We start from the raw sequence: 23706 nt of genomic DNA on the forward strand, positions 1-23706 counted from the left end.
CTATTTATCATTACTTAATCTAATGTGACTTACAGACGAACGCCGCCATCAATCTCGACCACTCGACCGCTGAAGAAGTCATTTTCAATGATATAACGCGCACTGTGAGCAATTTCATTGGGCTGGCCCCAGCGTTTGAGCGGAACCATAGACAACGCGCGATCAACCGCTTCAGGTTTCATCTGTGCCGTCATTGGAGTTTCGATAAAGCCCGGTGCAATGGCACCACAGCGAATGCCGTAGCGACCCAATTCACGAGCCCAGGTGACTGTCATGGCAACCACACCGGCTTTGGTCGCCGAATAGTTAGTCTGTCCCATGTTGCCAGCACGCGCGACGCTGGAAATATTGATGATAACGCCTTTCTTACCAGCTTTTACCATCTGCGCAGCAGCTTCACGGCCGCATAAGAAAGTACCGGTTAAGTTCACATCCAGTACCGACTGAAACTGCTGTAATGGCATCTTCTGTTTCAGTTCGCCGTCTTTGAATTTAATCAGCAGGCCGTCACGCAGTAGTCCTGCGTTGTTTACCAGCACATCAATGCCATCAAACTCTTGCTGAATTTGTTCAAACACGGTTTCTACCGACTCTTCGTCAGTAATATCCACTTCATAGCCAACTACTTTGGCAGCACTCAGCTTTTCGCAGTGCTCCTGAGCTTCACCTAATACGTCGCCGTTAATATCGATAAGTGCAAGTTTAGCGCCTTGTTTGGCGAAATCTTCAGCCATTGCAAGGCCCAGCCCCTGGGCACCACCGGTAATAACAATAACACTGTCTTTAATTTGCATGTGTATCCCCAATTCTTAGGTTACTTCTGTGACTTCGGTGCCACATAGTTAAAAATACTGGAAAAATCCTGACGACCATGGCCTTGCTCAGACCAGCTATGGTAAAGGTTGCGAGTCAACGACCCCATCGGGGTTGCCGCACCACTTTCTAATGCGGTTTGTTGCGCCAACCCTAAGTCTTTGGCCATTAAGTCAACCAGGAATCCGCCCTGATAGTCGTTACTTGAAGGTACGTTATCCATTACGCCCGGACACGGATTGTAAACCTGTAAAGTCCAGTTGCTACCCGAGCTTGCCAGCATAATTTCCGATAAAACTTTCGGATCTAACCCATTTGCCTTACCCAATTGCAAGGCTTCAGAAGTTCCCACCATTAATACCGACAACAACATGTTGTTGCAGATTTTTGCAATCTGCCCAGCACCGACATTACCGGCGCGGAAAACATTTTTCCCCATGTCGTTGAGAACCGTGCGAGCCCGGTCAACGTTGGTTTCTGTGCCACCACAAATAAAGGTTAAGGTGCCGGCTTTCGCGCCACCCACACCACCGGAAACCGGGGCGTCAATAAAGGCAATACCGGCTTTCTCTAGCTGTTCACCGACATACATAGCGGTATCTGATGAAATGGTACTGCAGTCAATGACAAGCTGATCTTTGGTCAGCTTATTGATTAGACCGTCGTCTCCGAGGTAAACACCTTTTACGTGGCGGTCTGCCGGCAGCATAGAAACCACAAACTCAACGCCGTCGATGGCCTCAGCTGCTGTTTTCGCTGCCTGTGCACCGTCCGCAACTATGGCTTTCAGCGCATCTTCCGATAAATCAAAAGCCTTAACTGTGTGGCCTGCTTTTGCCAGGTTGCTGGCCATAGGGCCACCCATGTTTCCCAGTCCAATAAATCCTACGGTTGCCATACAGGCACTCCTTCTTGTTAATTCGTTTTATTTATCAAGATCGGCTAATGGATGCGTTCGCTCGCCCCAGGGCGGTAAAAAGAATGCATCAACCTCTTCCGCTGGTACTTCGGCTACCGAGCTGTGCTGCCATTGTGGATTCTTATCTTTATCAATCAGCAATGCCCGAATACCTTCAGCAAAGTCACCACGAACCGCACAGTTACAAGACAGGGTCAGTTCCAGTCGAAAGCAATCTGCCAACGACAAATCAGAACCCTGCTGCAATTGATTCCAGACAAGGTGCGAAGTAAACGGGCAACCATTTGCGAGATTCTTACGCGCCCGCGCCAACCATTTATCATCGGTTTCATCATTTACAATACGCGTAACAATATCGCCAATGTCATTGCCGTCTGTCAGTTCTGTAATAAGTGACTGGTGCGGTTCCACCTGTGGCGTTGGTAGAGCGGTTGGGTCACTGCTAGCAATCGAACTCAGTAAATCCGACACTTTTTGCTTATTCAATGCTTCAGTATCGCCCCACTCCAATTCTTTTAACTGGGTCAGAATAGTTTCTTTGCTTTCATGACCCACAAAGTGATCCGCCAAGTTTAAATATAACGCATCATTTGCGTTCATCGTCGCCCCGGTAATGCCTAAAAATAGGCCACAACCTTGTGGCATACGGTTCAGGAAATAGGTTGCGCCAACATCCGGGTACAACCCAATCGTCACTTCCGGCATAGCCAGTAACGAACGTTCGGTCACAATACGGTGACTGGCGCCATTCATCAGCCCCATACCGCCGCCCATCACTATGCCGTCACCCCAGCAAATAAGAGGTTTAGGGAAGGTCTGAATAAAATAATCCAGTTGATATTCCTGCGTGAAGAAGTTCTCAACTTCGCTCACCAGCTTGCCAGGCTCTGCCTGCATAGCTTTATACATTGCAACAATGTCGCCACCGGCGCAGAATGCTTTTTCACCCGCCCCCTGCAACCAGACACAAGCGACATTGTCATCCTTAGCCCATTTTTTTAGCTGTGGTAACAGCTTTTCAGCCATTGCCAGGCTTAGAGCATTTAGCGATTTCTCGGAATTTAATGTAGCAACGCCGATGACCTTGTCACCGGCGTTCAGTTCTTCAAAAAGTACAACGTCTTGCATGGAGTCTCCTTACAAGATTTCGCGATCGTTATCCGCTAATATACGGCGGCCAATAATCATACGCATGACTTCGTTTGTGCCTTCCAGAATCTGGTGCACACGAACATCACGCACATGGCGCTCTAACGGATACTCTTTAATATAGCCATAACCACCGTGCAGCTGCAGTGCGTCGTTACACACTTTAAAACCAACATCGGTCGCAAACTGTTTTGCCATGGCGCAATAGGTCGTTTTGTCAGCATCGTTGTTATCGACTTTACTGGCTGCCAAACGCACCATTTGACGGGCTGCAACCAGCTCAGTTGCCATATCGGCTAACTTAAACTGTAGTGCCTGAAATGCCGCCAGAGGCTTACCAAATTGCGTACGCTCCTGCATATAAGCTTTTGCTGTATTCAAAGCAGCCTGCGCGGTACCGACAGAGCAAACCGCAATGTTAATGCGTCCGCCGTCTAAGCCCATCATGGCAAATTTAAAGCCTTCGCCTTCTTTACCCAGCAGGTTTTCTGCCGGAATACGAACGTCTTCAAACGTTACTAAGCGAGTTGGCTGGGCGTTCCAGCCCATTTTCTCTTCGGCTTTACCGTAAATAACACCTTTCGCATCCGCCGGGACAGCAAAGGCAGAAATGCCTTTAGGCCCGTCTTCACCAGTACGTGCCATCACCACCAGCACATCAGTTTCACCGGCACCGGAGATAAACATTTTAGAGCCGTTCAGAACGTACTCGTCACCATCTTTTTTCGCACTGGTCCGTAAGCTGGCAGCGTCTGAACCTGAACCGGGTTCTGTCAGGCAGTAAGAGCCCAGCTTCTCGCCGGTAACCAACTCTGGTACCCACTGATCAATCACTGACTGTTGGCCGAAGGAGCCAATCATCCAGGTGACCATGTTGTGAATGGTCATCATTGCTGTTGTTGCTGTACAACCACCCGCCAACTGCTCAAAAATGAGCGCTGAGTCCAGACGGCTCATTCCGAAGCCGCCAGCCTCTTCCGGCGTGTACATACCCATAAAGCCCATTTCACCGGCTTTACGGAACACTTCAATTGGGAAATGGTGCTCTTCGTCCCATTTTGCGGCATTTGGCGCCAGTTCTTTGTCAGCAAAAGCTTTAGCCGTATCAACAAAGGCTTGCTGGTCTTCTGTCAATTCGAAATTCATCGCTATCCCCTACTACCTTAGGTTAATTGACATGTTAGGGCCGGCTGGATCTTCCAGATCGCTCTCAAACCAACGAGCCGTTACTGTCTTCGTTTCACTGTAAAAACGAACGCCCTGCTTACCATAAGCATGAAGATCACCAAAGAATGAACGCTTCCAGCCAGTAAATGAGAAGAACGGCAGTGGTACCGGAATTGGAATGTTAATACCGACCTGGCCCACTTCAACTTCGTGTTGATATTTACGAGCGGCGGCGCCGCTGGCCGTAAAGATAGACGTACCATTACCGTATGGGTTGTTGTTCACCAATTCTAAAGCGTCTTCTAAGCTGTCTACTTCTGTGGCGCACAATACCGGACCGAAAATTTCCGTCTTATAAATTTCCATATCCGACGTTACGTTAGAAAAGACCGTTGGGCCGACCCAATTACCGTTTGGCAGCCCGTCAACTTTGCAATTACGACCATCAACCAACAATTTCGCGCCTTCTTTTTCACCCTGAGTAATCAAAGCTTCAACGCGCTCTTTTGCTTGTGGGCTAATAACCGGACCATAAGCGGCATTTTCATCATTCCATGCGCCCGGACGAACTTTCGCAATGGCTTCAGCAATTTCAGGAATCCACTCTTTTGCCGCACCAACGAATACTGCGACAGAAATCGCCATGCAACGTTGACCCGCTGCACCAACAGAAGAGCCAACCATGTTGTTGATCACTTGCTGTTTATTGGCATCTGGCATAATAACGCAATGGTTTTTCGCACCGGCAAAGGCCTGTACACGCTTACCATTTTCTGTACCACGACGGTAGATGTACTCTGCAACCGGCACAGAACCAACAAATGACAAGGCACGAACTGCCGGATGATCCAGTAGAAAATCGACCTGGTCTTTATTGCCATGCAAGACCTGCAACACACCTTTAGGTGCGCCAGCTTGTTCAAATAATTCCACCAAACGATTTGGCGTTAATGGATCTTGCTCAGAAGGTTTAAGGATGAAGGTGTTACCACAAGCAATTGCCAGCGGGAACATCCACAGTGGGATCATAGCCGGAAAGTTAAACGGCGTAATACCTGCACAAACCCCAAGTGGCTGAGTGTAGCTGTAAGAATCAATTTTACGGGCAACGTTTTCAACGGTCTCGCCCATTAATAACGAAGGAATATTGGCTGCGTGTTCAACCACTTCGATACCACGCCAGACGTCACCTTTTGCATCTTCAAAAGTTTTGCCGGTTTCCTGCGCCAGAGTTTCTGCTATTTCTTCCTGATGTTCTTTTAACAAGGCCTGATAACGCATCATGACACGAGCGCGTTCAGAAACAGGCACTTCTTTCCAGGTTTTAAAAGCTTCGCGAGCACTCTCAACCGCTGCTTCCATTTCATCTTGGGTAGCAACTGGCACTTGTGCGATAACTTCCTGTGTCGCAGGATTGGTGACAGGGATCCACTGTTCTGACTTCGAGGCGACAAATTCGCCATCTATATACAGAGGCACTTTCTTAGACATAATTCACCTTCTTATTGTGTTATTTTGTCATCTATCGATGAGCTAAATTTAGTTAAGTGAGCCTTAACGTGACCCTCTTAATTCTGATTACTTTACTTTGGGCCGCCAGTTTTTCGCTAATCGGCGTTTACCTTGCCGGCCAGGTTGACGGTTATATTGTTGTGTTTATCCGCATGATTTTAGCACTGATAACCGTGTTACCGTTATTTCGTTGGCGGCATCTGTCTCCCAAAAGTGGGCAGCTACCTCAACTGACTAAACTGGCCGTTATTGGCGCTATACAAATTGGCGCCATGTATTTGTTTCTTTACCATGCGTTTTTGTATTTGAGCGTTGCCGAAGTGCTTTTGTTCACTATTTTTACACCGCTCTACATAACCCTCATTGATGAACTCATACTTAACCGCAAGCATTTACCTCTTTTATGGTGGATTGCCGCGGCAGTGTCCGTTTGCGGTGCGGCCATAATTCGGTATCAACCGCTGTCTGATGATTTCATCACTGGTTTCCTTTTAATTCAGGCCGCCAATGCTTGCTTTGCCTTAGGTCAAGTTGCTTATAAACGCTTACCGACCGGTAAGACATTGGCGCAAAGTCAGCAGTTTGCTGCGTTTTTCTTTGGTGCCAGTGTTATTGCCGGCCTGGGTGTTTTGCTTTTTGCTGACCTAAACATGATGCCTGCAACTAACCTCCAGTGGGGCATTTTACTGTGGCTAGGTATTGTCGCCTCAGGCCTTGGTTACCTTGGCTGGAACCTTGCCAGTAAATGGGTCAACACCGGACAGCTTGCCACTATGAACAATGCCTTAATTCCCGCTGGAATTCTGGTTAATGTCTTATTCTGGGAACAATCCTTTGACTACACCCGTTTAAGCATCGGAGCTTTAATCATCATACTCGCTGTATGGCTGGCGGGACGAGCTCAAAAATTGAAGCCCGCCCGCTAGTCAGCCGGTATTACATCATCTCTACCGCCAGAGCAACGGCTTCACCACCACCGATACACAGTGAGGTGACACCACGCTTCTGGCCTTTTTGTTTCAATGCATGTAGCAAGGTAACCAATAAACGCGCACCACTTGCGCCAATTGGATGTCCCAGAGCACAAGCTCCGCCATGCACATTGACTTTAGCCGGGTCTAACTTCATTTGCTGAATAGCCAGCATGGTCACCATGGCAAAGGCTTCGTTAATTTCCCATAAATCGACGTCGTCTTTTGTCCACTCCAGCTTGCTCAACAATGAATTCATTGCACCGATTGGTGCAACGGTAAATTCAGACGGTGCCTGCGAGTGTGTCGTGTGGCCCATAACTCGTGCCAGCGGCTGCAAGCCTTTCGCTTTTGCTTCGCTTTCACGCATTAAGATAAGCGCCGCAGCACCATCAGAAATGGAGCTTGAGTTAGCCGCTGTGATAGTACCGTCTTTCTTAAAGGCAGCTCGCAGTTGAGGAATCTTATCCATGCGCGCCTTACCCGGCTGCTCGTCAGTATCTACCGTGACTTCACCTTTGCGGGTTGAATAGGTAACAGGCGTAATTTCACCCTTAAAAAGCCCGTCTTTAATCGCTGTCTGAGCCTTAGTTAATGAGTGAATGGCAAAGTCATCCATCGCTTCACGGTTCAGGCCGTACTCATCAGCAGTGTCCTGCGCATAACAGCCCATCGCTTTATGTTCGTAGGCGTCTTCAAGGCCGTCCAGCATCATATGATCCAGTACTTGCCCGTGCCCCATGCGGTAGCCGCTGCGACCTTTCGGTAACATATAAGGTGCATTAGACATGCTTTCCATGCCGCCCGCGAGCACAACATCAGCAGAACCAGCTTTGATTAAGTCATGAGCCATCATCGCGGCTTTTAAGCCCGAGCCGCAAACTTTGTTTATCGTGGTAGCACCGGTTGAGCGCGGTAACCCCGCATAGAGCATAGCTTGACGTGCAGGAGCTTGACCTAAGCCTGCCGGCAGCACGTTGCCCATGATAACTTCCGAAATATCATCGGCGGTTAAGCCGCTTTTACTCAACGCTGCCGTTATAGCTGCTGCGCCTAAATTAGGAGCGGAAACTTCACTCAAACTACCCTGAAAACCGCCCATTGGCGTACGGTTGGCCGCCACAATCACGATGGAATCGCTTGACATCTTTCCTCCAAATGCACTTTACGTTAACGTAAACTTCCTCTAAGCTTAGATCCCAGAGCAACCAAAAAGCAAGTACCGATGGACAATAAAGTGACTTACAGTATTGGTGAACTGGCAAAACAATTTGACATTACCACCCGCAGCATTCGTTTTTACGAAGACGAAGGCCTGCTCTCTCCCAGACGCCAGGGCCAACAGCGCATTTACACTAATAAAGACCGGGTTCGTTTAAAGCTCATTTTACGCGGTAAGCGACTAGGCTTTTCACTCGCTGAAACAGGTCGGTTATTTGAGCTGTACGATGCAGATAACAGCAGCGCGGCGCAGTTACAAAAAGTACTTGAGCTAATCAGCGAGAAAAAGCTCTCGCTCAAACAACAGATGGAAGATATTAATGTATTACTGACTGAGTTAAGTGGTCTTGAGCAGCGTTGTCAGGACGAGCTCGAGACTATCCACTCATCAGTTTCAGAAGTTCATTCTCAGGAGTCGTTATGATCAGTCAATACACCACCTTTAACTTTGGGCTCGGCGAAACTGCCGACATGATCCGTGAGCAAGTCAACGCCTTTGCGCGTGACGAAATTGCCCCTCGCGCCGCTGAAATTGATGAAAAAAATGAATTCCCAAGCGACTTATGGCGCAAACTTGGCGATATGGGTCTGCTCGGTTTAACTGTTGCTGAAGAATATGGTGGTTCTGGCATGGGCTACCTTGAGCACGTTATCGCAATGGAAGAAATTAGCCGCGCGTCCGCCTCTGTCGGTTTAAGCTACGGTGCTCATTCAAATCTCTGTGTAAATCAAATTCACCGCAACGGTAATGAAGAACAAAAACAAAAATACTTACCGAAGTTATGCAGTGGCGAGCACGTTGGTGCATTGGCAATGAGCGAACCCAACGCCGGCTCTGATGTCGTCAGTATGAAGCTGCGAGCAGAGAAAAAAGGCGATAACTACATCCTTAACGGCAATAAGATGTGGATCACAAACGGTCCTGAAGCCAATGTCTTTGTCATTTACGCAAAGACTGAACCCGAAAAGAACTCTCGTGGTATCACGGCCTTTATTGTTGAAAAAGACACACCAGGATTTAGCCAGGCGCAAAAGCTCGACAAACTGGGTATGCGTGGTTCAAATACCTGTGAACTGGTGTTTGAAGATGTTGAAGTGCCGGCAGAAAATATTCTGGGGGAGCTTAACGACGGCGTTAAAGTGTTGATGAGTGGCCTGGATTACGAGCGGGCCGTTTTAGCAGCCGGTCCTTTAGGTATTATGCAAGCGTGTCTTGATACTTGCGTACCTTATATCCATGATCGTAAACAGTTCGGTAAAGAAATCGGCGAATTCCAGCTGGTGCAGGGAAAAGTGGCTGATATGTACACTCGCACTAATGCCGCGCGGGCTTATGTTTATGCGGTAGCCCAGTCTTGTGACCGCGGCGAAACCACACGTAAAGATGCCGCCGGCGCGATTCTTTACGCAGCCGAATTAGCTACCCAGCTTGCGCTGGACGCCATTCAGTTATTGGGCGGTAACGGCTACATTAACGAGTATCCGACAGGCCGTCTGCTACGCGACGCGAAGCTTTATGAAATCGGCGCTGGTACGTCGGAAATTCGTCGTATGCTCATTGGTCGTGAACTGTTCACTGAATCAAAATAATAAGGAGGCAACGCCGTGGCGATTTTATCCAGTAAAATCAACACCCGCGATGCACAATTTGCGGCTAATAGTGAGTCAATGCAGGCCGTCGTTAACGACTTGCAGGAAAAAGCGGCAAAGATCCATCAGGGTGGCGGTCCTAAGTATCAGGAGCGCCATTTATCCCGTGGTAAATTGCTGCCTCGCGACCGTATCAATAAATTGTTGGACGCGGGCTCGCCATTTTTAGAAATTGGCCAGTTTGCCGCCTGGGAATGTTACGAAGACTACGTTCCCTCCGCTGGTGTGGTAGCCGGTATTGGTCAGGTTGAAGGCACTGAGTGCATGATCATCGCCAACGACGCTACAGTTAAAGGTGGCACTTATTACCCGCTGACCGTTAAAAAGCATCTACGCGCTCAGGAAATTGCTGAGCGTTGCCACCTGCCCTGTATTTACCTGGTGGACTCTGGCGGTGCCAACCTACCCCGTCAAGATGAAGTTTTCCCGGACAAAGAGCACTTTGGCCGCATTTTCTTTAATCAGGCGAATATGTCAGCCAAAGGCATTCCTCAAATTGCGGTGGTTATGGGCCTTTGCACTGCTGGCGGGGCGTACGTACCCGCGATGGCGGATGAAAGCGTTATTGTTAAAGAACAAGGTACTATTTTCTTAGCCGGTCCCCCGCTAGTTAAAGCGGCAACGGGTGAAGAAGTTTCAGCCGAAGAGCTTGGCGGCGCCGACGTGCACACACGTATTTCCGGTGTTGCGGATCATTTCGCTCACAACGATGAACACGCCTTAGCTTTAGCACGCCGCTCGGTAGCACGCCTTAACCGCGGTGAACCAACCAAACTCGATCGTCAACCGGCTAAACCTCCGCGTTACGACGCAAAAGAGTTATACGGCATTGTCGGTACCGACCTGCGCAAGCCATACGATGTGCACGAAGTGATTGCGCGCATTGTTGATGACTCGGACTTTGACGAATTTAAAGCTAATTATGGCAATACACTGGTGACAGGCTTTGCCCGCATTGATGGTTATCCGGTGGGTATTGTGGCCAATAACGGTATTTTGTTCTCTGAGTCGGCACAAAAAGGCGCCCACTTTATTGAGCTTTGTGCCCAGCGCAAAATCCCACTGGTTTTCTTACAAAACATTACCGGCTTTATGGTCGGTAAAAAATACGAAGCCGAAGGCATTGCCAAGCACGGCGCGAAAATGGTGATGGCGGTTTCCTGTGCCAAAGTGCCTAAGTTTACCGTGTTAATTGGTGGTAGCTATGGTGCCGGTAACTACGGCATGTGTGGCCGTGCTTATGATCCCACCATGATGTTCATGTGGCCAAACGCCCGTATTTCGGTCATGGGTGGTGAACAAGCAGCCGGTGTTATGGCACAGGTCACCAAAGACAATTTGGCGCGTAAAGGCGAAAGCTTAAGCGAAGAAAAAGAACAAGAACTGAAAAAGCCCATTGTTGAGCAATACGATAAGCAAGGCCACCCTTACTATGCGTCAGCACGCTTGTGGGACGACGGCATTATTGACCCGGCACAAACGCGCGAAGTTCTGGCATTGAGTCTTGCCGCTTCACTGAATGCACCGATTGAAGACAGCCGCTTCGGCGTCTTCCGCATGTAATCGGAGGTTATTAATAATGGCGAAATACACAGAGCTTGATATCAACAGCCAAGGCGTTGCAACGCTGACTTTAAACCGCCCGGATGTTCACAACGCTTTTGACGATGTGATGATTGCGGAACTACTGCAGGCATTAAAAGAAGTTGAAGAAAGTGATAGCGCGAGAGTGCTGGTGCTTCGCTCAGAAGGCAAAAACTTCTCAGCCGGGGCCGATCTCAACTGGATGCGCTCCATGGCCGATAAAAACTACCAGCAAAACGTCGATGACGCTGGCGAGCTTGGGCTGTTAATGGAGCGTCTGGATTTGCTCAGCAAACCCAGCATTGCTTTAGTACAGGGGGCAGCTTTTGGCGGTGCCGTGGGCCTTGCCGCCTGCTGCGACATTGTGCTGGCGCAACCGCGCAGTAGTTTCTGCTTGAGTGAAGTCAAAATTGGCCTGATTCCTGCGGTTATCAGTCCTTATGTTGTACGCACTATTGGCGAACGCCAGTCGCGTCGCTACATGCTGACTGCAGAACGTTTCTTTGCCGACAAGGCTCTGGAGCTGGGTTTGGTTAACGAAGTTGTTGAAAATTTCGACGAGCCCCTGAATAAGCTATTAGAATCTCTTTTAGCCAATAGTCCACAAGCGTTAGGTGCCTGTAAGCAATTGATTCGCAATGTCGGTTCACGTCCTATTGATAAAGACGTACGTAAACACACCATTAAAGCCATTGCCGAAATTCGCGTCTCGGACGAAGGTCAGGAAGGACTCAGCGCGTTTCTTGAAAAACGCTCCGCCGCCTGGCTTAAACAGAATTAACAACAGGTCTCATTATGATCAAAACATTATTGATTGCGAACCGTGGTGAAATTGCCTGTCGTATTATCGCCACAGCTAAAAAAATGGGTATCCGAACCGTAGCGGTATTTTCTGATGCCGACCGCAAATCACGCCACGTGAAGCTGGCAGATCAGGCCGTGCATATTGGCCCGGCAGCCAGCACCGAAAGTTACCTGCGTGGTGACAAAATCATTGCTGCAGCTAAACAAACCGGCGCTGAAGCCATTCACCCTGGCTATGGTTTTCTTTCAGAGAACGAAGATTTCGCTGACCAGTGTCAGGCTAACGATATTATCTTTGTTGGCCCGCCAGTAGCATCCATTGCAGCTATGGGCTCGAAGAGCGCAGCGAAATCTATTATGCAGGACGCCGGCGTTCCACTGGTTCCGGGCTACCACGGCAGTGAACAGGATATTGAAACGCTAAAAGCCGAAGCTGAAAAAGTCGGCTTCCCGTTACTGCTGAAAGCGGCGTACGGCGGCGGTGGTAAAGGTATGCGTGTGGTCGAAAATATGAGCGAATTTGATGAAGCTCTGAATTCGGCGAAACGCGAAGCAAACTCTTCTTTCGGTAACGATAAAATGCTGATGGAGCGTTTTATTCGTAACCCTCGACACGTTGAGATTCAGGTGTTCACCGATGAACACGGTAACGCCGTTTACCTGGCAGAGCGCGATTGTTCAGTACAGCGCCGTCACCAAAAGGTGCTTGAAGAGGCTCCGGCTCCGGCATTAACCGAAAAAACACGTACGGAAATGGGCGAAGCCGCCATTCGCGCCGCTCAGGCAATAGACTACGTTGGAGCAGGTACGGTTGAGTTTCTGTTTGACCAAAGTGGCGAATTTTATTTCATGGAAATGAACACCCGCTTACAGGTTGAGCATCCGGTTACAGAAATGATCACCGGGCAGGATTTAGTCGAATGGCAATTATTGGTTGCATCCGGTCAGCCACTACCTTTGGCACAGAATGACATTCAGGTAAACGGTCACGCGTTTGAAGCACGGATTTACGCTGAAGATCCGGACAACGACTTTTTACCTTGCACCGGTACCATTAAGCACTTGCGTACCCCGGAAGAAGAAAACGGTGTTCGTATTGATACGGGCATTGAACAAGGCGACGAAATTTCTGCTTTCTACGACCCAATGATCGCAAAGTTGATCGTCTGGGACACTGACCGTACCCGTGCCCTGCTGCGCTTACAAAAAGCCTTACGTGAGTACCGTTTAACCGGCCTGACGACGAACGTCGACTTTTTGCATCGTTTGGCTTCTCATCCGGAGTTTGTGAAAACTAATCTCACTACTGAGTTTATCCAACAACATCAAGAAAAGTTGCTGCCGGATAGCTCTGTGAATTATCAACAAATTGCGACCGAAGCCGCTTTGTTTGATATTAGCCAACGCCAGCAGCAACGCGGCACATCACCGTGGCAAAGTGGCAATGCGTTTAGAATGAATTCAGCGGCGACACACAACGTTCCATTGCAGTTTGGCGAAGAAACTTATGCTATCTCATTAATTGAAACTGCCTCAGGTGAATTCCTGCAACAGATTGATGAAGAAAGCATTCGTTGGCAAGCGTCTTTAACCGACGACAAACTCACGCTAACTGCAGGTAGTATGCGCTACCATCGTTACGTCAGTGCCGATGACCAGCAAATTACCATTTTTACTGATAATGGCCCGGTCATTTTCCATCGGCACCGTGTGACGGATACCCTATCCGACGAAACTGCCCATGGTGGCCATGTTGCACCAATGAACGGTACCATCATGGAAGTGCTTGTTGAAAAAGGCGATACTGTTGAAAAAGACCAACCGCTTGTCATTATGGAAGCCATGAAAATGGAATACACCATTCGCGCGGGTCACGAAGGTGAAGTTACCGACATCTTCTTTGCCGCTGGTGACTTAGTCAGTGACGGTGACGAGCTTATTGCAGTTAGTGAAGCGGAGTAACCATGGCCATTGCAGAAAAAATAAAGATCGTCGAAGTAGGCCCGCGTGATGGTTTGCAAAATGAAACGGCCGTTTCTGTTGATGCAAAAGTAGCTTTGATTGAAGCGCTGGCTGATGCTGGCGTTTCCTACATTGAGAGTGCCAGTTTTGTTAGCCCTAAATGGGTGCCGCAAATGGCCGACAGCAGCGCGGTTATGGAGCAAATGACGCGCCGTCCTGGCGTCACCTACGCGGGTTTAACACCCAATTTGAAAGGTTTTGAAGCAGCCGTTGCGGCCAATATGGACGAAGTTGCCGTATTCGGTGCAGCGTCTGAAGCCTTTACACAAAAAAACATAAACTGCAGTATTGATGAATCGCTGGAGCGGTTTAAACCCGTTATTGCAGCAGCCAAGGAAAAAAGCATACCCGTTCGAGGTTATGTGTCCTGTGTTCTAGGCTGCCCTTATCAGGGTGAGGTGCCGCTGGAAAGTGTGGTTAAAGTGGCCAAAGCACTTTATGACATGGGTTGCTACGAAGTTTCACTGGGCGATACTATCGGTGTCGGAACGCCGTTAAAAGCACAAGAAATGCTCGCTGCAGTAGCGGAAAAAGTACCAATGGAAAAGTTGGCACTGCACTTCCACAATACCTATGGGCAGGCTTTGGCTAATATTATGGCCTGCCTTCCGCTCGGCGTTGCCACTATCGATTCTGCCGTCGCAGGTTTAGGCGGATGTCCATACGCTAAAGGTGCCAGTGGCAATGTCGCCACCGAAGATGTCGTTTACATGCTAAACGGTATGGGGATAAAGACAGGCATCGATCTGAATAAGTTAATCGCTGCCGGGGTCGATATTTGTCAGCATTTAGCACATGGCCCTCGCTCGCAAGTTGCGATAGCAGAATTGGCAAAACAAGGGGACTAAAATGACTTCAGAAGCATTATGGCAACCGTCAGCAGATGCCATTGCCAATGCCCGCATGACGGATTTCCTGCAACAAGTGAATACAGAACAAGACGTAGCACTGGCCAATTACCATGATCTTTATCAGTGGTCAGTAGAAAACGACGAAAGCTTCTGGTCTCTGGTGTGGGACTATTTTGATGTCATTGGTGACAAGGGCTCAACTATCGTCACCGATAAAGCAAAGATGCCGGGTGCCAAATGGTTTCCTGAAGCTAAGCTCAATTTTGCCGAAAACTTGTTACGCCATAAAGATGACCATATTGCTCTTATTTTTCGAGGCGAAAACGGCGCCAGACAACAGCTGACTTTTGCTGAACTAAACCATGAAGTTGCCGCCTTTGCGGCAGGTTTACGTCAACATGGCGTCGAAGCCGGTGACCGTGTTGCCGCCATGATGCCTAACTGCATTGAGACCATTATTGGTATGCTGGCAACCACCAGCATTGGCGCTATCTGGTCGTCCTGCTCTCCGGACTTTGGTGTTCAGGGTGTGCTTGACCGCTTTGGTCAAATAGAGCCTAAAGTTCTGATTACCGTGGACGGCTATTTTTATAACGGCAAAAACCTCAACATAAAAAGCAAAACCGCGGATATTATAAAAGAAATAAAAAGCATTGAAGCCACCGTTGTGGTCAATTTCAGTCAGCAAAAAGACCGCCTTAAAGGTGAAAATGTTTTTGCCTGGAATGACTTCGGCGATGCCGAACAAACACAAATAGACTTTGTTCCTCGTAATTTTAATGATCCGCTCTATATTATGTTTTCATCTGGCACCACGGGCGTACCTAAATGTATTGTTCACGGTACCGGTGGCACGCTGTTGCAGCATTTAAAAGAGCACGGCCTGCACACAGACCTGGATCGTGACGATAACCTATTCTATTTCACTACCTGTGGCTGGATGATGTGGAACTGGTTAGTCAGCGGCTTGGCTGTTGGCGCAACTCTGACTTTATTTGATGGTTCTCCTTTTGCTCCGGAACCCGAGTTTTTATGGGACGTTGCAGACGAAGAAGGCATTACCGTATTTGGTACCAGCGCAAAATACTTAGCGGCACTTGAAAAAGCCGACGTTAAACCAAGAGAAAGTCACAAGCTGGAAAAGCTGCGCAGTATCTTAACCACAGGTTCCGTGCTGCCGCCGGAAAGCTTTGATTACGTGTACCGCGACATTAAAAAAGACCTTTGTCTTTCGTCTATATCCGGTGGTACTGACATTGTCTCTTGTTTTGCCCTTGGCTGCCCTATCCTGCCTGTCTACCGCGGTGAATTGCAGTGCCGGGGACTCGGTTTAGCCGTCAATGTTTATGACGATAACGGCAAGCCAGTTCGTGGTGAAAAAGGCGAACTTGTCTGCGAAAACTCATTCCCTTGTATGCCAGTAAGCTTTTGGGGAGATGATGACGGTAAGCGCTATTACAACGCCTATTTTGCTCGTTTTGAAAACACCTGGGCCCACGGCGATTTCGCCGAACTAACAGAGCATAATGGTGTGATTATTTACGGCCGTTCCGATGCCGTTCTTAACCCCGGTGGCGTGCGTATTGGCACCGCTGAAATTTACCGTCAGGTAGAGAAGGTTGATGAAGTATTGGAAAGCATCGCCATTGGTCAGCAATACCAGGATGACGAGCGTGTCGTTCTTTTCGTTAAGTTAAGAGAAGGTATAGAGCTTAACGACGAGCTGCGTCAAACCATTGCGAAAACCATTCGTGCAAACGCGACTCCACGTCACGTTCCTGCTGTAATTTTGCAGGTTGACGATATACCCCGTACTATAAGCGGTAAGATAGTCGAATTAGCGGTACGTAATGTGGTTCACGGTGAGCCCGTGAAGAACACGGATGCTCTGGCAAACCCAGAAGCTCTGGATTACTTCCGTGATAGAGAGGAGTTGCGTTAATCCATGATGTTCCTGCACGGATCACGGCAGGCGATCGTAGCAGCCATTGTTGGCTTAGTTATTACGGTTACCGCCTTTAGCTATTTGCGTTATCAAGAAAACCAGGTCGTTCACGACGCACTTGAGGCCGAAACCTATAGCTTACAACGTGATATTAGACGAAGCTTAGTTTCACACTTATTCGTCGCTGAATTATTGGCTCGAGAATGGGAGCGCAGTGATCTGACAATAAAGGAACGTTGGAAAGAAAATGCCGATATCGTTACCCTGTACTATCAGAACGTACAGGGTATTACCTGGCTTAATGAAAATCTCAATATAGAATTAATCTATCCTCAAAGCGAACAGCCCGAGCTGTTGGGCACTCATTTCGCTAAAACGCCGCTAGTTGATAAACTTGAGGCTTCAGAAGGAAACCGGCACGCCATGATGGGTTCAGCCGGGAATTTAGGTCGCATTAGCAGCGACATTGCCATCTTTGTTCGTGTCGAGAGAGAACAAAACCCCGGCTTTTTAGGCTTTGTCATTAGCTTACAAAGCCTCTTTAACAATGTTGTTCGCAGTAATATCAGTGAAGGCTTTCAGCTCAGTGTGCACAGCAATGATGAGCTACTTTATCAATTTGCCGGTGATTCCTCATTACGCGACGAATGGTCCCATTTCCATTCTTTGCAATTAGTTGGAAATAGCTGGGAACTCTCAGTCTGGCCAACCACGGATCATTTAGAGCAGCTACGAGGCGGGATCTCGCTCGCAGCCTTGGTTGCCGGTTTACTGGTTACCAGCATGTTAACGTTTGTCCTTTATATCTTGGGGCAAAGTCGGTTTAAAGCTCAGCAACTGGCCGACTCAAACATTGAGCTTTACAGTGAAATTGATGAGCGTGAACGCATTGAAAAGAAAATGGCCTACCTTGCCGAACACGACTCACTTACAGGTCTTGTCAACCGTAATGCATTAAAGCGTATTCTTGGCGAATGGTTAGAAACCGAATCACCCCAGAAAAAAGCCGCATTACTTTTTATTGACTTAGACCGGTTTAAAGAAGTTAACGACGCACTCGGTCATACAGTTGGTGATGAACTGTTGCGCAGAGTGGCCCGGCGCATTACCAAACTGGCGCCTAAATCGAGCGTATTAGCCCGGGCGGGAGGTGATGAATTCTTACTGGCTATCGCAGAGCCAGATGACCGCGAAAGTGTTATCAAATTGTCTGAGCAGTTGCTCCAGGCACTGGATACGCACTTCTTTGTTGACGTTTATGAGCTCTTTATCAGTGCATCAATTGGTGTCACCTTTGCAGACGATGCCGACTTTAATGCTGAGTACTTTATTCGTAATGCCGATACTGCGTTATATCAGGCAAAAGAGCATGGCCGTAACACTTATAAAGTTTACGACAAAGCCATCCACCGCGACTTGACCAAAAAACTTGAGCTGGTCAAACGCCTGCGTCATGCCGTTTCTAAACAGCAGTTAACGGTCTACTATCAACCGAAAGTTGAGTTAAGCAGCCGTCGTATCAGTGGCTTAGAAGCGCTGGTACGCTGGGTTGATGAAGACGGTACCATTATTCCTCCTGACGAGTTTATTCCTCTGGCTGAAGATACCGGTCTGATCATTCCTATATCAGAGTACGTTATGGAAGAAGCCTTCTTACAGTTAAAACAATGGCACGAACTTGGTTTTGACGAACTGAGTATGGCCATCAACATTTCAGGTAAGCAAATACACTTACCTGAACTGGTTGACGATATTATGGAACGGGTTAACGAAGCTCGGATACCGCCCAATAAGGTAGAACTTGAGCTTACTGAACAAGTCTTTATAGAAAACATTCAGTCACATACCCGTTTCATGCACTCGGTACGTGAGCATGGAATGTCGCTGGCTATTGACGACTTTGGTGTGGGTTATTCATCGCTGTCATATTTGAAGAACTTCCCAGTAACGTCATTAAAAGTTGATCGCTCTTTTGTAAAAGATTTACCACACAATGAAGATGACGCAACCATTACCCAGGCTATTATCAGTCTGGCTCGCAACTTAAATATTCAATTGGTTGCTGAGGGTATTGAGACAGAAGAACAAGTCGAGTTTTTATTACAACGTGAATGCAGTACCGGACAAGGGTTCCTTTTTAGTAAGCCCGTACCGGCCCGGAAAATTACAGAATTATTACAGCAGTATAAAGGGCTTATCCCTATCCAGATTGCCTGAATATAGCGGAGGTTAACGTGGAACGCGAAAGCATGGAGTTTGATGTCGTAATTGTTGGTGCTGGCCCATCAGGGCTTGCAACCGCTTGTCGACTCGGCCAACTCGCACAAGAAAATGAGCAAGAGCTCATGATATGCGTTGTTGAAAAAGGCGCTGATATTGGCGCTCATATTTTATCCGGTGCGGTCTTTGAGCCACGTGCCCTGAACGAGCTTTTTCCCGACTGGAAAGAACGCGGCGCACCGCTTAACACGGAAGTGACCGGTGATGATATTTTACTGTTAAAAGACGAGAGTCATCATACCCGCCTGCCTGACTTTACCGTACCAAAGACTTTCCATAATAAAGGCAACTACATTGCCAGTATGGGTAACCTTTGCCGCTGGATGGCAGAACAAGCCGAACAACTTGGCGTCGAAATTTTCCCAGGTTTTGCCGCTTCAGAAGTACTCTATAACGAAGATGGCAGCGTGGCCGGCATTCAGACCGGCGACATGGGTGTGGCGAAAGACGGTAGCGAAAAAGACGGCTATATGCCCGGCATGGAACTTCGTGCCAAGTACACCTTATTTGCGGAAGGCTGCCGTGGCCACTTAGGCAAAGAGCTGATCAGCAAATTTGAGCTGGATAAAGACAGCACACCTCAGCATTACGGTTTAGGCTTTAAAGAAATTTGGGATGTCCCTGAGGAACTGCATCAGCCGGGTAAGGTTGTTCACACAGCAGGCTGGCCGCTAACCGATAGTAACGCCAGTGGCGGTGGCTATCTTTATCATGCCGAAGATGGACAGGTGTACTTAGGCCTGATAGTTGATCTGAACTACGCTAACCCTTACCTGAACCCGTTTCAGGAGTTTCAGCGTTTTAAAACACACCCGGCTATAAAGCAGGTGATAGAAAACGGTAAACGCGTCTCCTACGGTGCTCGTGCTATTACTAAAGGTGGTTACTATTCGCTACCAAAAATGACATTCCCAGGCGGATTACTGATTGGCTGCAATGCCGGTACCTTGAACTTTGCCAAGATAAAAGGGAACCATACCGCCATGAAATCTGGCATGGTGGCTGCTGAATGCGTATTTGAACAACTGAAAAGTGGCCAAGCCAACGATGATATAAGTGGCTTTAAAGAAGCTTTTGAAAAATCTTGGGTATTTGACGAGTTGTATCGTTCACGTAACTTTGGTGGCGCAGTCCATAAATTGGGCACAATGCTTGGTGGTGCTTACAATATGGTCGATCAAAATTGGTTCGGTGGTAAGTTGCCCTTTAAATTCAAAGAGTGGACCCCCGATTACAAAGCCACGGGTAAAGCTGAAGATTTCCAATCAATTAATTATCCCAAAGCGGATAATAAACTCACGTTTGATCGCTTGTCTTCAGTATTTTTGTCTAATACTAACCATGCGGAAGATCAACCTTCTCATTTGCAGCTCAGTGACGCGGATATCCCGTTAGAAGTTAACCTGCCTAAGTACGCTGAGCCAGCTCAGAGATACTGTCCCGCAGGCGTTTATGAAGTAGTAGAAGAAGACGGTAAAAAAGTTTTTCAAATTAATGCACAGAACTGCATACATTGTAAAACCTGCGATATTAAAGACCCGAGCCAAAATATTACTTGGGTTGCTCCAGAAGGCGCTGGCGGACCAACCTACCCCAATATGTAAACACTTTGTAAAATTGATAACAAAAAACACTAAAGCATGCTAAATGTTTTAGTGTTTTTTCGTTTTAGGAACTCATGGAATTTAATTTAGTCGACTAATTAAGTCTTAAATGTACTTTTCCAAAGAGGTTTATTATGAAGATTTTAGCATCATTAACCGTGTTATCTTTATTAGCATCCCCCTTCGCATTGGCTCAACAGTCCGATGATAATAAAAGTGAGAATGAACAACGCAGTGAAGAAGTTCGCGAACAGCAAGAAGAACTAAAAGCCGACATGGAAGCTATGCGTGAAGAGCGAAAGGCCGAAATGGAAGTCATGCGTGATGAACACAAAGTTAAAATGGATCAACGCAAAAAAGAGCGTAATGAAGAAAAAACTGAAAAGAAAGAAAAATGGAAATCAATGAAGGAAAAGCGTCAATCCGAAAAAGAAGAAATGAAAACCAAACGCCATTCACTTAAAGATAAGTCTGATGACTCTGATAAGAGCAAGGACGAAGATGATGACGACAATGGTAATAACTAATCGTTAATAAATAACGGTATGAAAGCGGATCAATGATCCGCTTTTTCTATTTCGTGAGTATTTTTATTTAATACAAAAAGAAAAGTTCTATTAAAATTTTTATTATCGCTATAATAAGAGTTAGTATTCAGTTAGACCAACGAAACAAGGTAAGCAACAATGAGTGATTTTATTAATATCCTTCGTCATGAACGCCGTTTAAAAGCTGCATTAAAAGAGCTTGATTTAGGTGAATTAGAAAACATTAAAGAAAAGTTCGATTCAGTTATTGCTCAACGTCGCGAAGAAGAAGCTGAAAAGCAACTTCAGCAACAAGCCAAACAGAAAAAGATAGATGAGTTTAAAAGTGCAATGGCAGAAGCAGGCATTGAGCTATCAGATATTCTTGAGCAAGAGCTTGGCGGCGAGCCGATTGTTAAAACTCCTCGTAAAAAAAGAGCACCTAAACCACCTAAATATGAATACACGGATGAAAGTGGTGAGAAACAAACCTGGACTGGTCAAGGACGTATGCCAAAAGCCATGAAAACAGCGGTTGATAATGGTAAGCCTTTAGAAGCGTTTTTAATTAAGTAACGTTAATTAAGCGTAGTCGAACACCAATAACGGTTTGAGACTACGCTTTTTGTTGAACAATAGGCTCAGCTTGATTAGGCTATAGAAAATTCAAACTGGCAAGGATCGACATTGCGCTATCGTTTCATAGCATTCGTATTAACGCCATTATTCGGCCTTTCTGCTTGCAGTATTTTACCTCAAATGGCGGGAGGATCTCATCAAGTTGATTCTGGTGATATCAAAATTTATCGCGCTGGGGAAACCCCTTCTCGTGCATATGAGCTCATTAGTATTGTAAATGGTGAAAGCTGCCAAAGACAATTTGAGGGTCCCAAAGCTTCAAATGACGATGCCATCAGGGAACTACAAACAGACGCTGTACAGTTTAAAGCTCATGCCATTATTGGCACTCAATGTTTTTCATTAAAGCCCGGAGCTGACTCCATCTGTTACAGTGAAGTCAGCTGTGTGGGTCGTGCTATTCAGTGGCGTGATTAATTGCTTTTACTCAATGTCACGTCACCAACGCCTACTTCGACTTGAATGCTTACGGAACCATTACCCCGGTAACTCGACTCCGATGTAACAATCATTCGATTTTCCTGTGTGTTGCCAAAGTTTCGCAAGCTAGTGTCGCCAACGCCTACCGATGCCTCAACTCGTTTGTACTCACCGTTGGCCAGATTGAGTGAGATATCACCAACACCTAAATCAACATCGACGTCGGTAAACGGCAAATCGCCTTCAATTTCTCCCACGCCCAAATTCACACTAAGCGAGCGAGTTTTCGGCACTGAAACTATCCAGTGTTGAGACATGTCGTCGTTCGGTGTTGCTGAAATTTCAAGACGATTCCCGTCGCGCTCACCCTTTATCAGAACTTTCTCGAGTTCTCCTCCACTGGCAAACCAGCCATTATCATCAGACTCAACACGAAGTTCTACTTCAACCGCATCACCGTCAGTAACGCTGAGTTCAACCGTTCCAACCGTGGCATCCAGATGAATGTCGGTATCGCTGTTAACGATATAACTGCTGTTTAACGTACGCTCACTCTCAGTAGCAGAAAAAGCTGCTGTACTGACAGTCACCAAACCAATAAAACCTAAAGTTAAAGGCCAAATTTTGTGTTTCATCATTTTTCTTTTCCTATTGTTATTAAAACGATTCATGCCAAATCCTAAAGCACGTAAAATAATTTCAGAGAAGCTTTTGCAACGCGTATGCCAAAGATAAAGTATTTATTTATCAATAAGTTAAAATCTAAAGACTTTGTTTGGTTAGCGAATTATCAAACTATGTGGTCAAATTGGCTATCACAATTAGAGAATTCGCTAACGGAGGCAGAATGAAAAGCCAGCAGCAACTGACACCTATCGCTATCATTCGTACGCCTTTTCCTGAAAAATTCAGTGTTCCCAGACAGCCGGGCTTGGTTCCCGCAGCATTAGCAGAAGTTGAACTGGTTGGTGACTATCAGCACGCTAAGGCAATACAAGGTATTGAGCAGTTCTCACATCTCTGGTTAACCTTTGAGTTCCATCAGCACAGTTCTTGGCAAGAACGGGTGCGCCCGCCCCGACTTGGCGGGAATGAACAACTGGGTGTCTTCGCTACCCGCTCACCGTTTCGCCCGAATCAATTAGGTTTATCAGTGGTTGAGCTGGTTGCTGTACAAACGGAGCCCAAAGTGGTGTTAACGGTTCGCGGAGCGGATTTAGTGGATAACACGCCTATCGTCGATATAAAGCCATACATTCCATATGTGGACGCAATTAACGACGCTCGCGCCGGGTTCGCTCAACAAAGGCCAGAGCAGAACCTCAACGTTCAGTTCTCAGGGGCATCAGAGGACGCCCTTAGAGCCGATACTTCGCACTCGCTTGATCTCAAAACCCTTATTACTGAAGTACTCCGGCAAGACCCCAGACCCGCCTATCACAAGGCGCAATCGGAACCGAGAAGCTACGGCACAGCACTTTTGAACTACAATATTCGCTGGTATGTACAACAAAACACCGTTTTTGTTGAAGAAATCTCGCTAAAACAGCCGTAAAAGGCTTTTGAGCTGAGTCAGACACTGCTAAACTTCGCTCTAATTTTTGACCACTATAACTTGCAGAGATGCC

At 47.2% G+C, this 23706-nt stretch carries 21 protein-coding genes; 14 read left to right on the plus strand and 7 right to left on the minus strand.

Translation table 11 applies throughout. The features are described 5' to 3' along the window. Positions 1–29: 29 nt before the first annotated feature. The 5 genes from CWI78_RS07870 to CWI78_RS07890 are packed head-to-tail and all read right to left on the minus strand — an operon-like array spanning position 30 to position 5539. Positions 30–794 carry an SDR family oxidoreductase gene (locus CWI78_RS07870; protein ID WP_126781918.1) on the minus strand — a complete coding sequence of 255 codons (765 nt, stop codon included), beginning with the start codon at positions 792–794 and terminating at the stop codon, positions 30–32. Between the two features lie 20 nt (positions 795–814). After that, complete coding sequence (gene mmsB / locus CWI78_RS07875) at positions 815–1711, minus strand: 3-hydroxyisobutyrate dehydrogenase (RefSeq protein ID WP_126781920.1); 897 nt, start codon at positions 1709–1711, stop codon at positions 815–817. Positions 1712–1738: 27 nt separating this feature from the next. Further along, positions 1739–2860: an enoyl-CoA hydratase/isomerase family protein gene (locus CWI78_RS07880; protein WP_126781922.1), complete on the minus strand. Its 1122-nt coding sequence runs from the start codon at positions 2858–2860 to the stop codon at positions 1739–1741. A 9-nt stretch (positions 2861–2869) separates the two neighbouring features. Beyond that, positions 2870–4027, minus strand: a complete 1158-nt coding sequence (locus CWI78_RS07885) for an acyl-CoA dehydrogenase family protein (protein ID WP_126781924.1) — start codon at positions 4025–4027, stop codon at positions 2870–2872. A gap of 12 nt (positions 4028–4039) precedes the next feature. Further along, positions 4040–5539: a CoA-acylating methylmalonate-semialdehyde dehydrogenase gene (locus CWI78_RS07890; RefSeq protein WP_126781926.1), complete on the minus strand. Its 1500-nt coding sequence runs from the start codon at positions 5537–5539 to the stop codon at positions 4040–4042. A gap of 68 nt (positions 5540–5607) precedes the next feature. On the opposite strand from CWI78_RS07890, the gene CWI78_RS07895 reads away from it, so the two are divergent. Continuing rightward, the gene (locus CWI78_RS07895) at positions 5608–6486 is read left to right on the plus strand and encodes an EamA family transporter (protein ID WP_126781928.1); all 879 of its coding nucleotides are present in this window, start codon (positions 5608–5610) and stop codon (positions 6484–6486) included. 10 nt (positions 6487–6496) lie between these two features. On the opposite strand, the gene CWI78_RS07900 is transcribed toward CWI78_RS07895, so the two are convergent. Next, positions 6497–7678, minus strand: coding sequence for an acetyl-CoA C-acyltransferase (locus CWI78_RS07900; RefSeq protein ID WP_126781929.1), 1182 nt, complete (start codon positions 7676–7678; stop codon positions 6497–6499). A gap of 78 nt (positions 7679–7756) precedes the next feature. On the opposite strand from CWI78_RS07900, the gene CWI78_RS07905 reads away from it, so the two are divergent. From CWI78_RS07905 to rcsF, 12 genes are all read left to right on the plus strand, one after another. Then, positions 7757–8176, plus strand: coding sequence for a MerR family transcriptional regulator (locus CWI78_RS07905; protein WP_126781931.1), 420 nt, complete (start codon positions 7757–7759; stop codon positions 8174–8176). Beyond that, positions 8173–9342, plus strand: a complete 1170-nt coding sequence (locus tag CWI78_RS07910; RefSeq protein ID WP_126781933.1) for an isovaleryl-CoA dehydrogenase — start codon at positions 8173–8175, stop codon at positions 9340–9342. The genes CWI78_RS07905 and CWI78_RS07910 overlap by 4 nt, the downstream gene beginning before the upstream one ends. A gap of 15 nt (positions 9343–9357) precedes the next feature. Beyond that, positions 9358–10965 carry a carboxyl transferase domain-containing protein gene (locus tag CWI78_RS07915; protein ID WP_126781935.1) on the plus strand — a complete coding sequence of 536 codons (1608 nt, stop codon included), beginning with the start codon at positions 9358–9360 and terminating at the stop codon, positions 10963–10965. Between the two features lie 16 nt (positions 10966–10981). Beyond that, positions 10982–11767, plus strand: coding sequence for an enoyl-CoA hydratase/isomerase family protein (locus CWI78_RS07920; RefSeq protein WP_126781937.1), 786 nt, complete (start codon positions 10982–10984; stop codon positions 11765–11767). 14 nt (positions 11768–11781) lie between these two features. Further along, positions 11782–13752, plus strand: a complete 1971-nt coding sequence (locus tag CWI78_RS07925; RefSeq protein ID WP_126781939.1) for an acetyl/propionyl/methylcrotonyl-CoA carboxylase subunit alpha — start codon at positions 11782–11784, stop codon at positions 13750–13752. A gap of 2 nt (positions 13753–13754) precedes the next feature. Continuing rightward, positions 13755–14660: a hydroxymethylglutaryl-CoA lyase gene (locus CWI78_RS07930; protein ID WP_126781941.1), complete on the plus strand. Its 906-nt coding sequence runs from the start codon at positions 13755–13757 to the stop codon at positions 14658–14660. A gap of 1 nt (position 14661) precedes the next feature. Then, positions 14662–16605: an acetoacetate--CoA ligase gene (locus tag CWI78_RS07935; RefSeq protein WP_126781943.1), complete on the plus strand. Its 1944-nt coding sequence runs from the start codon at positions 14662–14664 to the stop codon at positions 16603–16605. Positions 16606–16608: 3 nt separating this feature from the next. Further along, entirely contained in the window at positions 16609–18825 is a 2217-nt protein-coding gene (locus CWI78_RS07940; protein WP_126781944.1) for a putative bifunctional diguanylate cyclase/phosphodiesterase, read from the plus strand. Between the two features lie 17 nt (positions 18826–18842). Beyond that, the gene (locus CWI78_RS07945; protein WP_126781946.1) at positions 18843–20492 is read left to right on the plus strand and encodes an electron transfer flavoprotein-ubiquinone oxidoreductase; all 1650 of its coding nucleotides are present in this window, start codon (positions 18843–18845) and stop codon (positions 20490–20492) included. 134 nt (positions 20493–20626) lie between these two features. Continuing rightward, the gene (locus CWI78_RS07950; RefSeq protein ID WP_126781948.1) at positions 20627–21019 is read left to right on the plus strand and encodes a hypothetical protein; all 393 of its coding nucleotides are present in this window, start codon (positions 20627–20629) and stop codon (positions 21017–21019) included. 159 nt (positions 21020–21178) lie between these two features. Then, on the plus strand, positions 21179–21595 hold the full coding sequence (locus CWI78_RS07955; RefSeq protein ID WP_126781950.1) for an H-NS family histone-like protein: 417 nt from the start codon (positions 21179–21181) through the stop codon (positions 21593–21595). 111 nt (positions 21596–21706) lie between these two features. After that, on the plus strand, positions 21707–22075 hold the full coding sequence (gene rcsF, locus CWI78_RS07960) for an Rcs stress response system protein RcsF (protein ID WP_244213098.1): 369 nt from the start codon (positions 21707–21709) through the stop codon (positions 22073–22075). Here the strand turns inward: rcsF and CWI78_RS07965 are convergent. Continuing rightward, on the minus strand, positions 22072–22716 hold the full coding sequence (locus CWI78_RS07965) for a hypothetical protein (protein WP_126781951.1): 645 nt from the start codon (positions 22714–22716) through the stop codon (positions 22072–22074). The two genes, rcsF and CWI78_RS07965, sit on opposite strands and share 4 nt — an antisense overlap. A gap of 209 nt (positions 22717–22925) precedes the next feature. On the opposite strand from CWI78_RS07965, the gene tsaA reads away from it, so the two are divergent. Further along, positions 22926–23633 carry a tRNA (N6-threonylcarbamoyladenosine(37)-N6)-methyltransferase TrmO gene (gene tsaA / locus CWI78_RS07970; RefSeq protein ID WP_126781953.1) on the plus strand — a complete coding sequence of 236 codons (708 nt, stop codon included), beginning with the start codon at positions 22926–22928 and terminating at the stop codon, positions 23631–23633. The last annotated feature ends 73 nt before the right edge of the window (positions 23634–23706 follow it).

This window comes from Idiomarina ramblicola, from assembly GCF_003987255.1.
Classification (GTDB): Bacteria; Pseudomonadota; Gammaproteobacteria; order Enterobacterales; family Alteromonadaceae; genus Idiomarina; species Idiomarina ramblicola.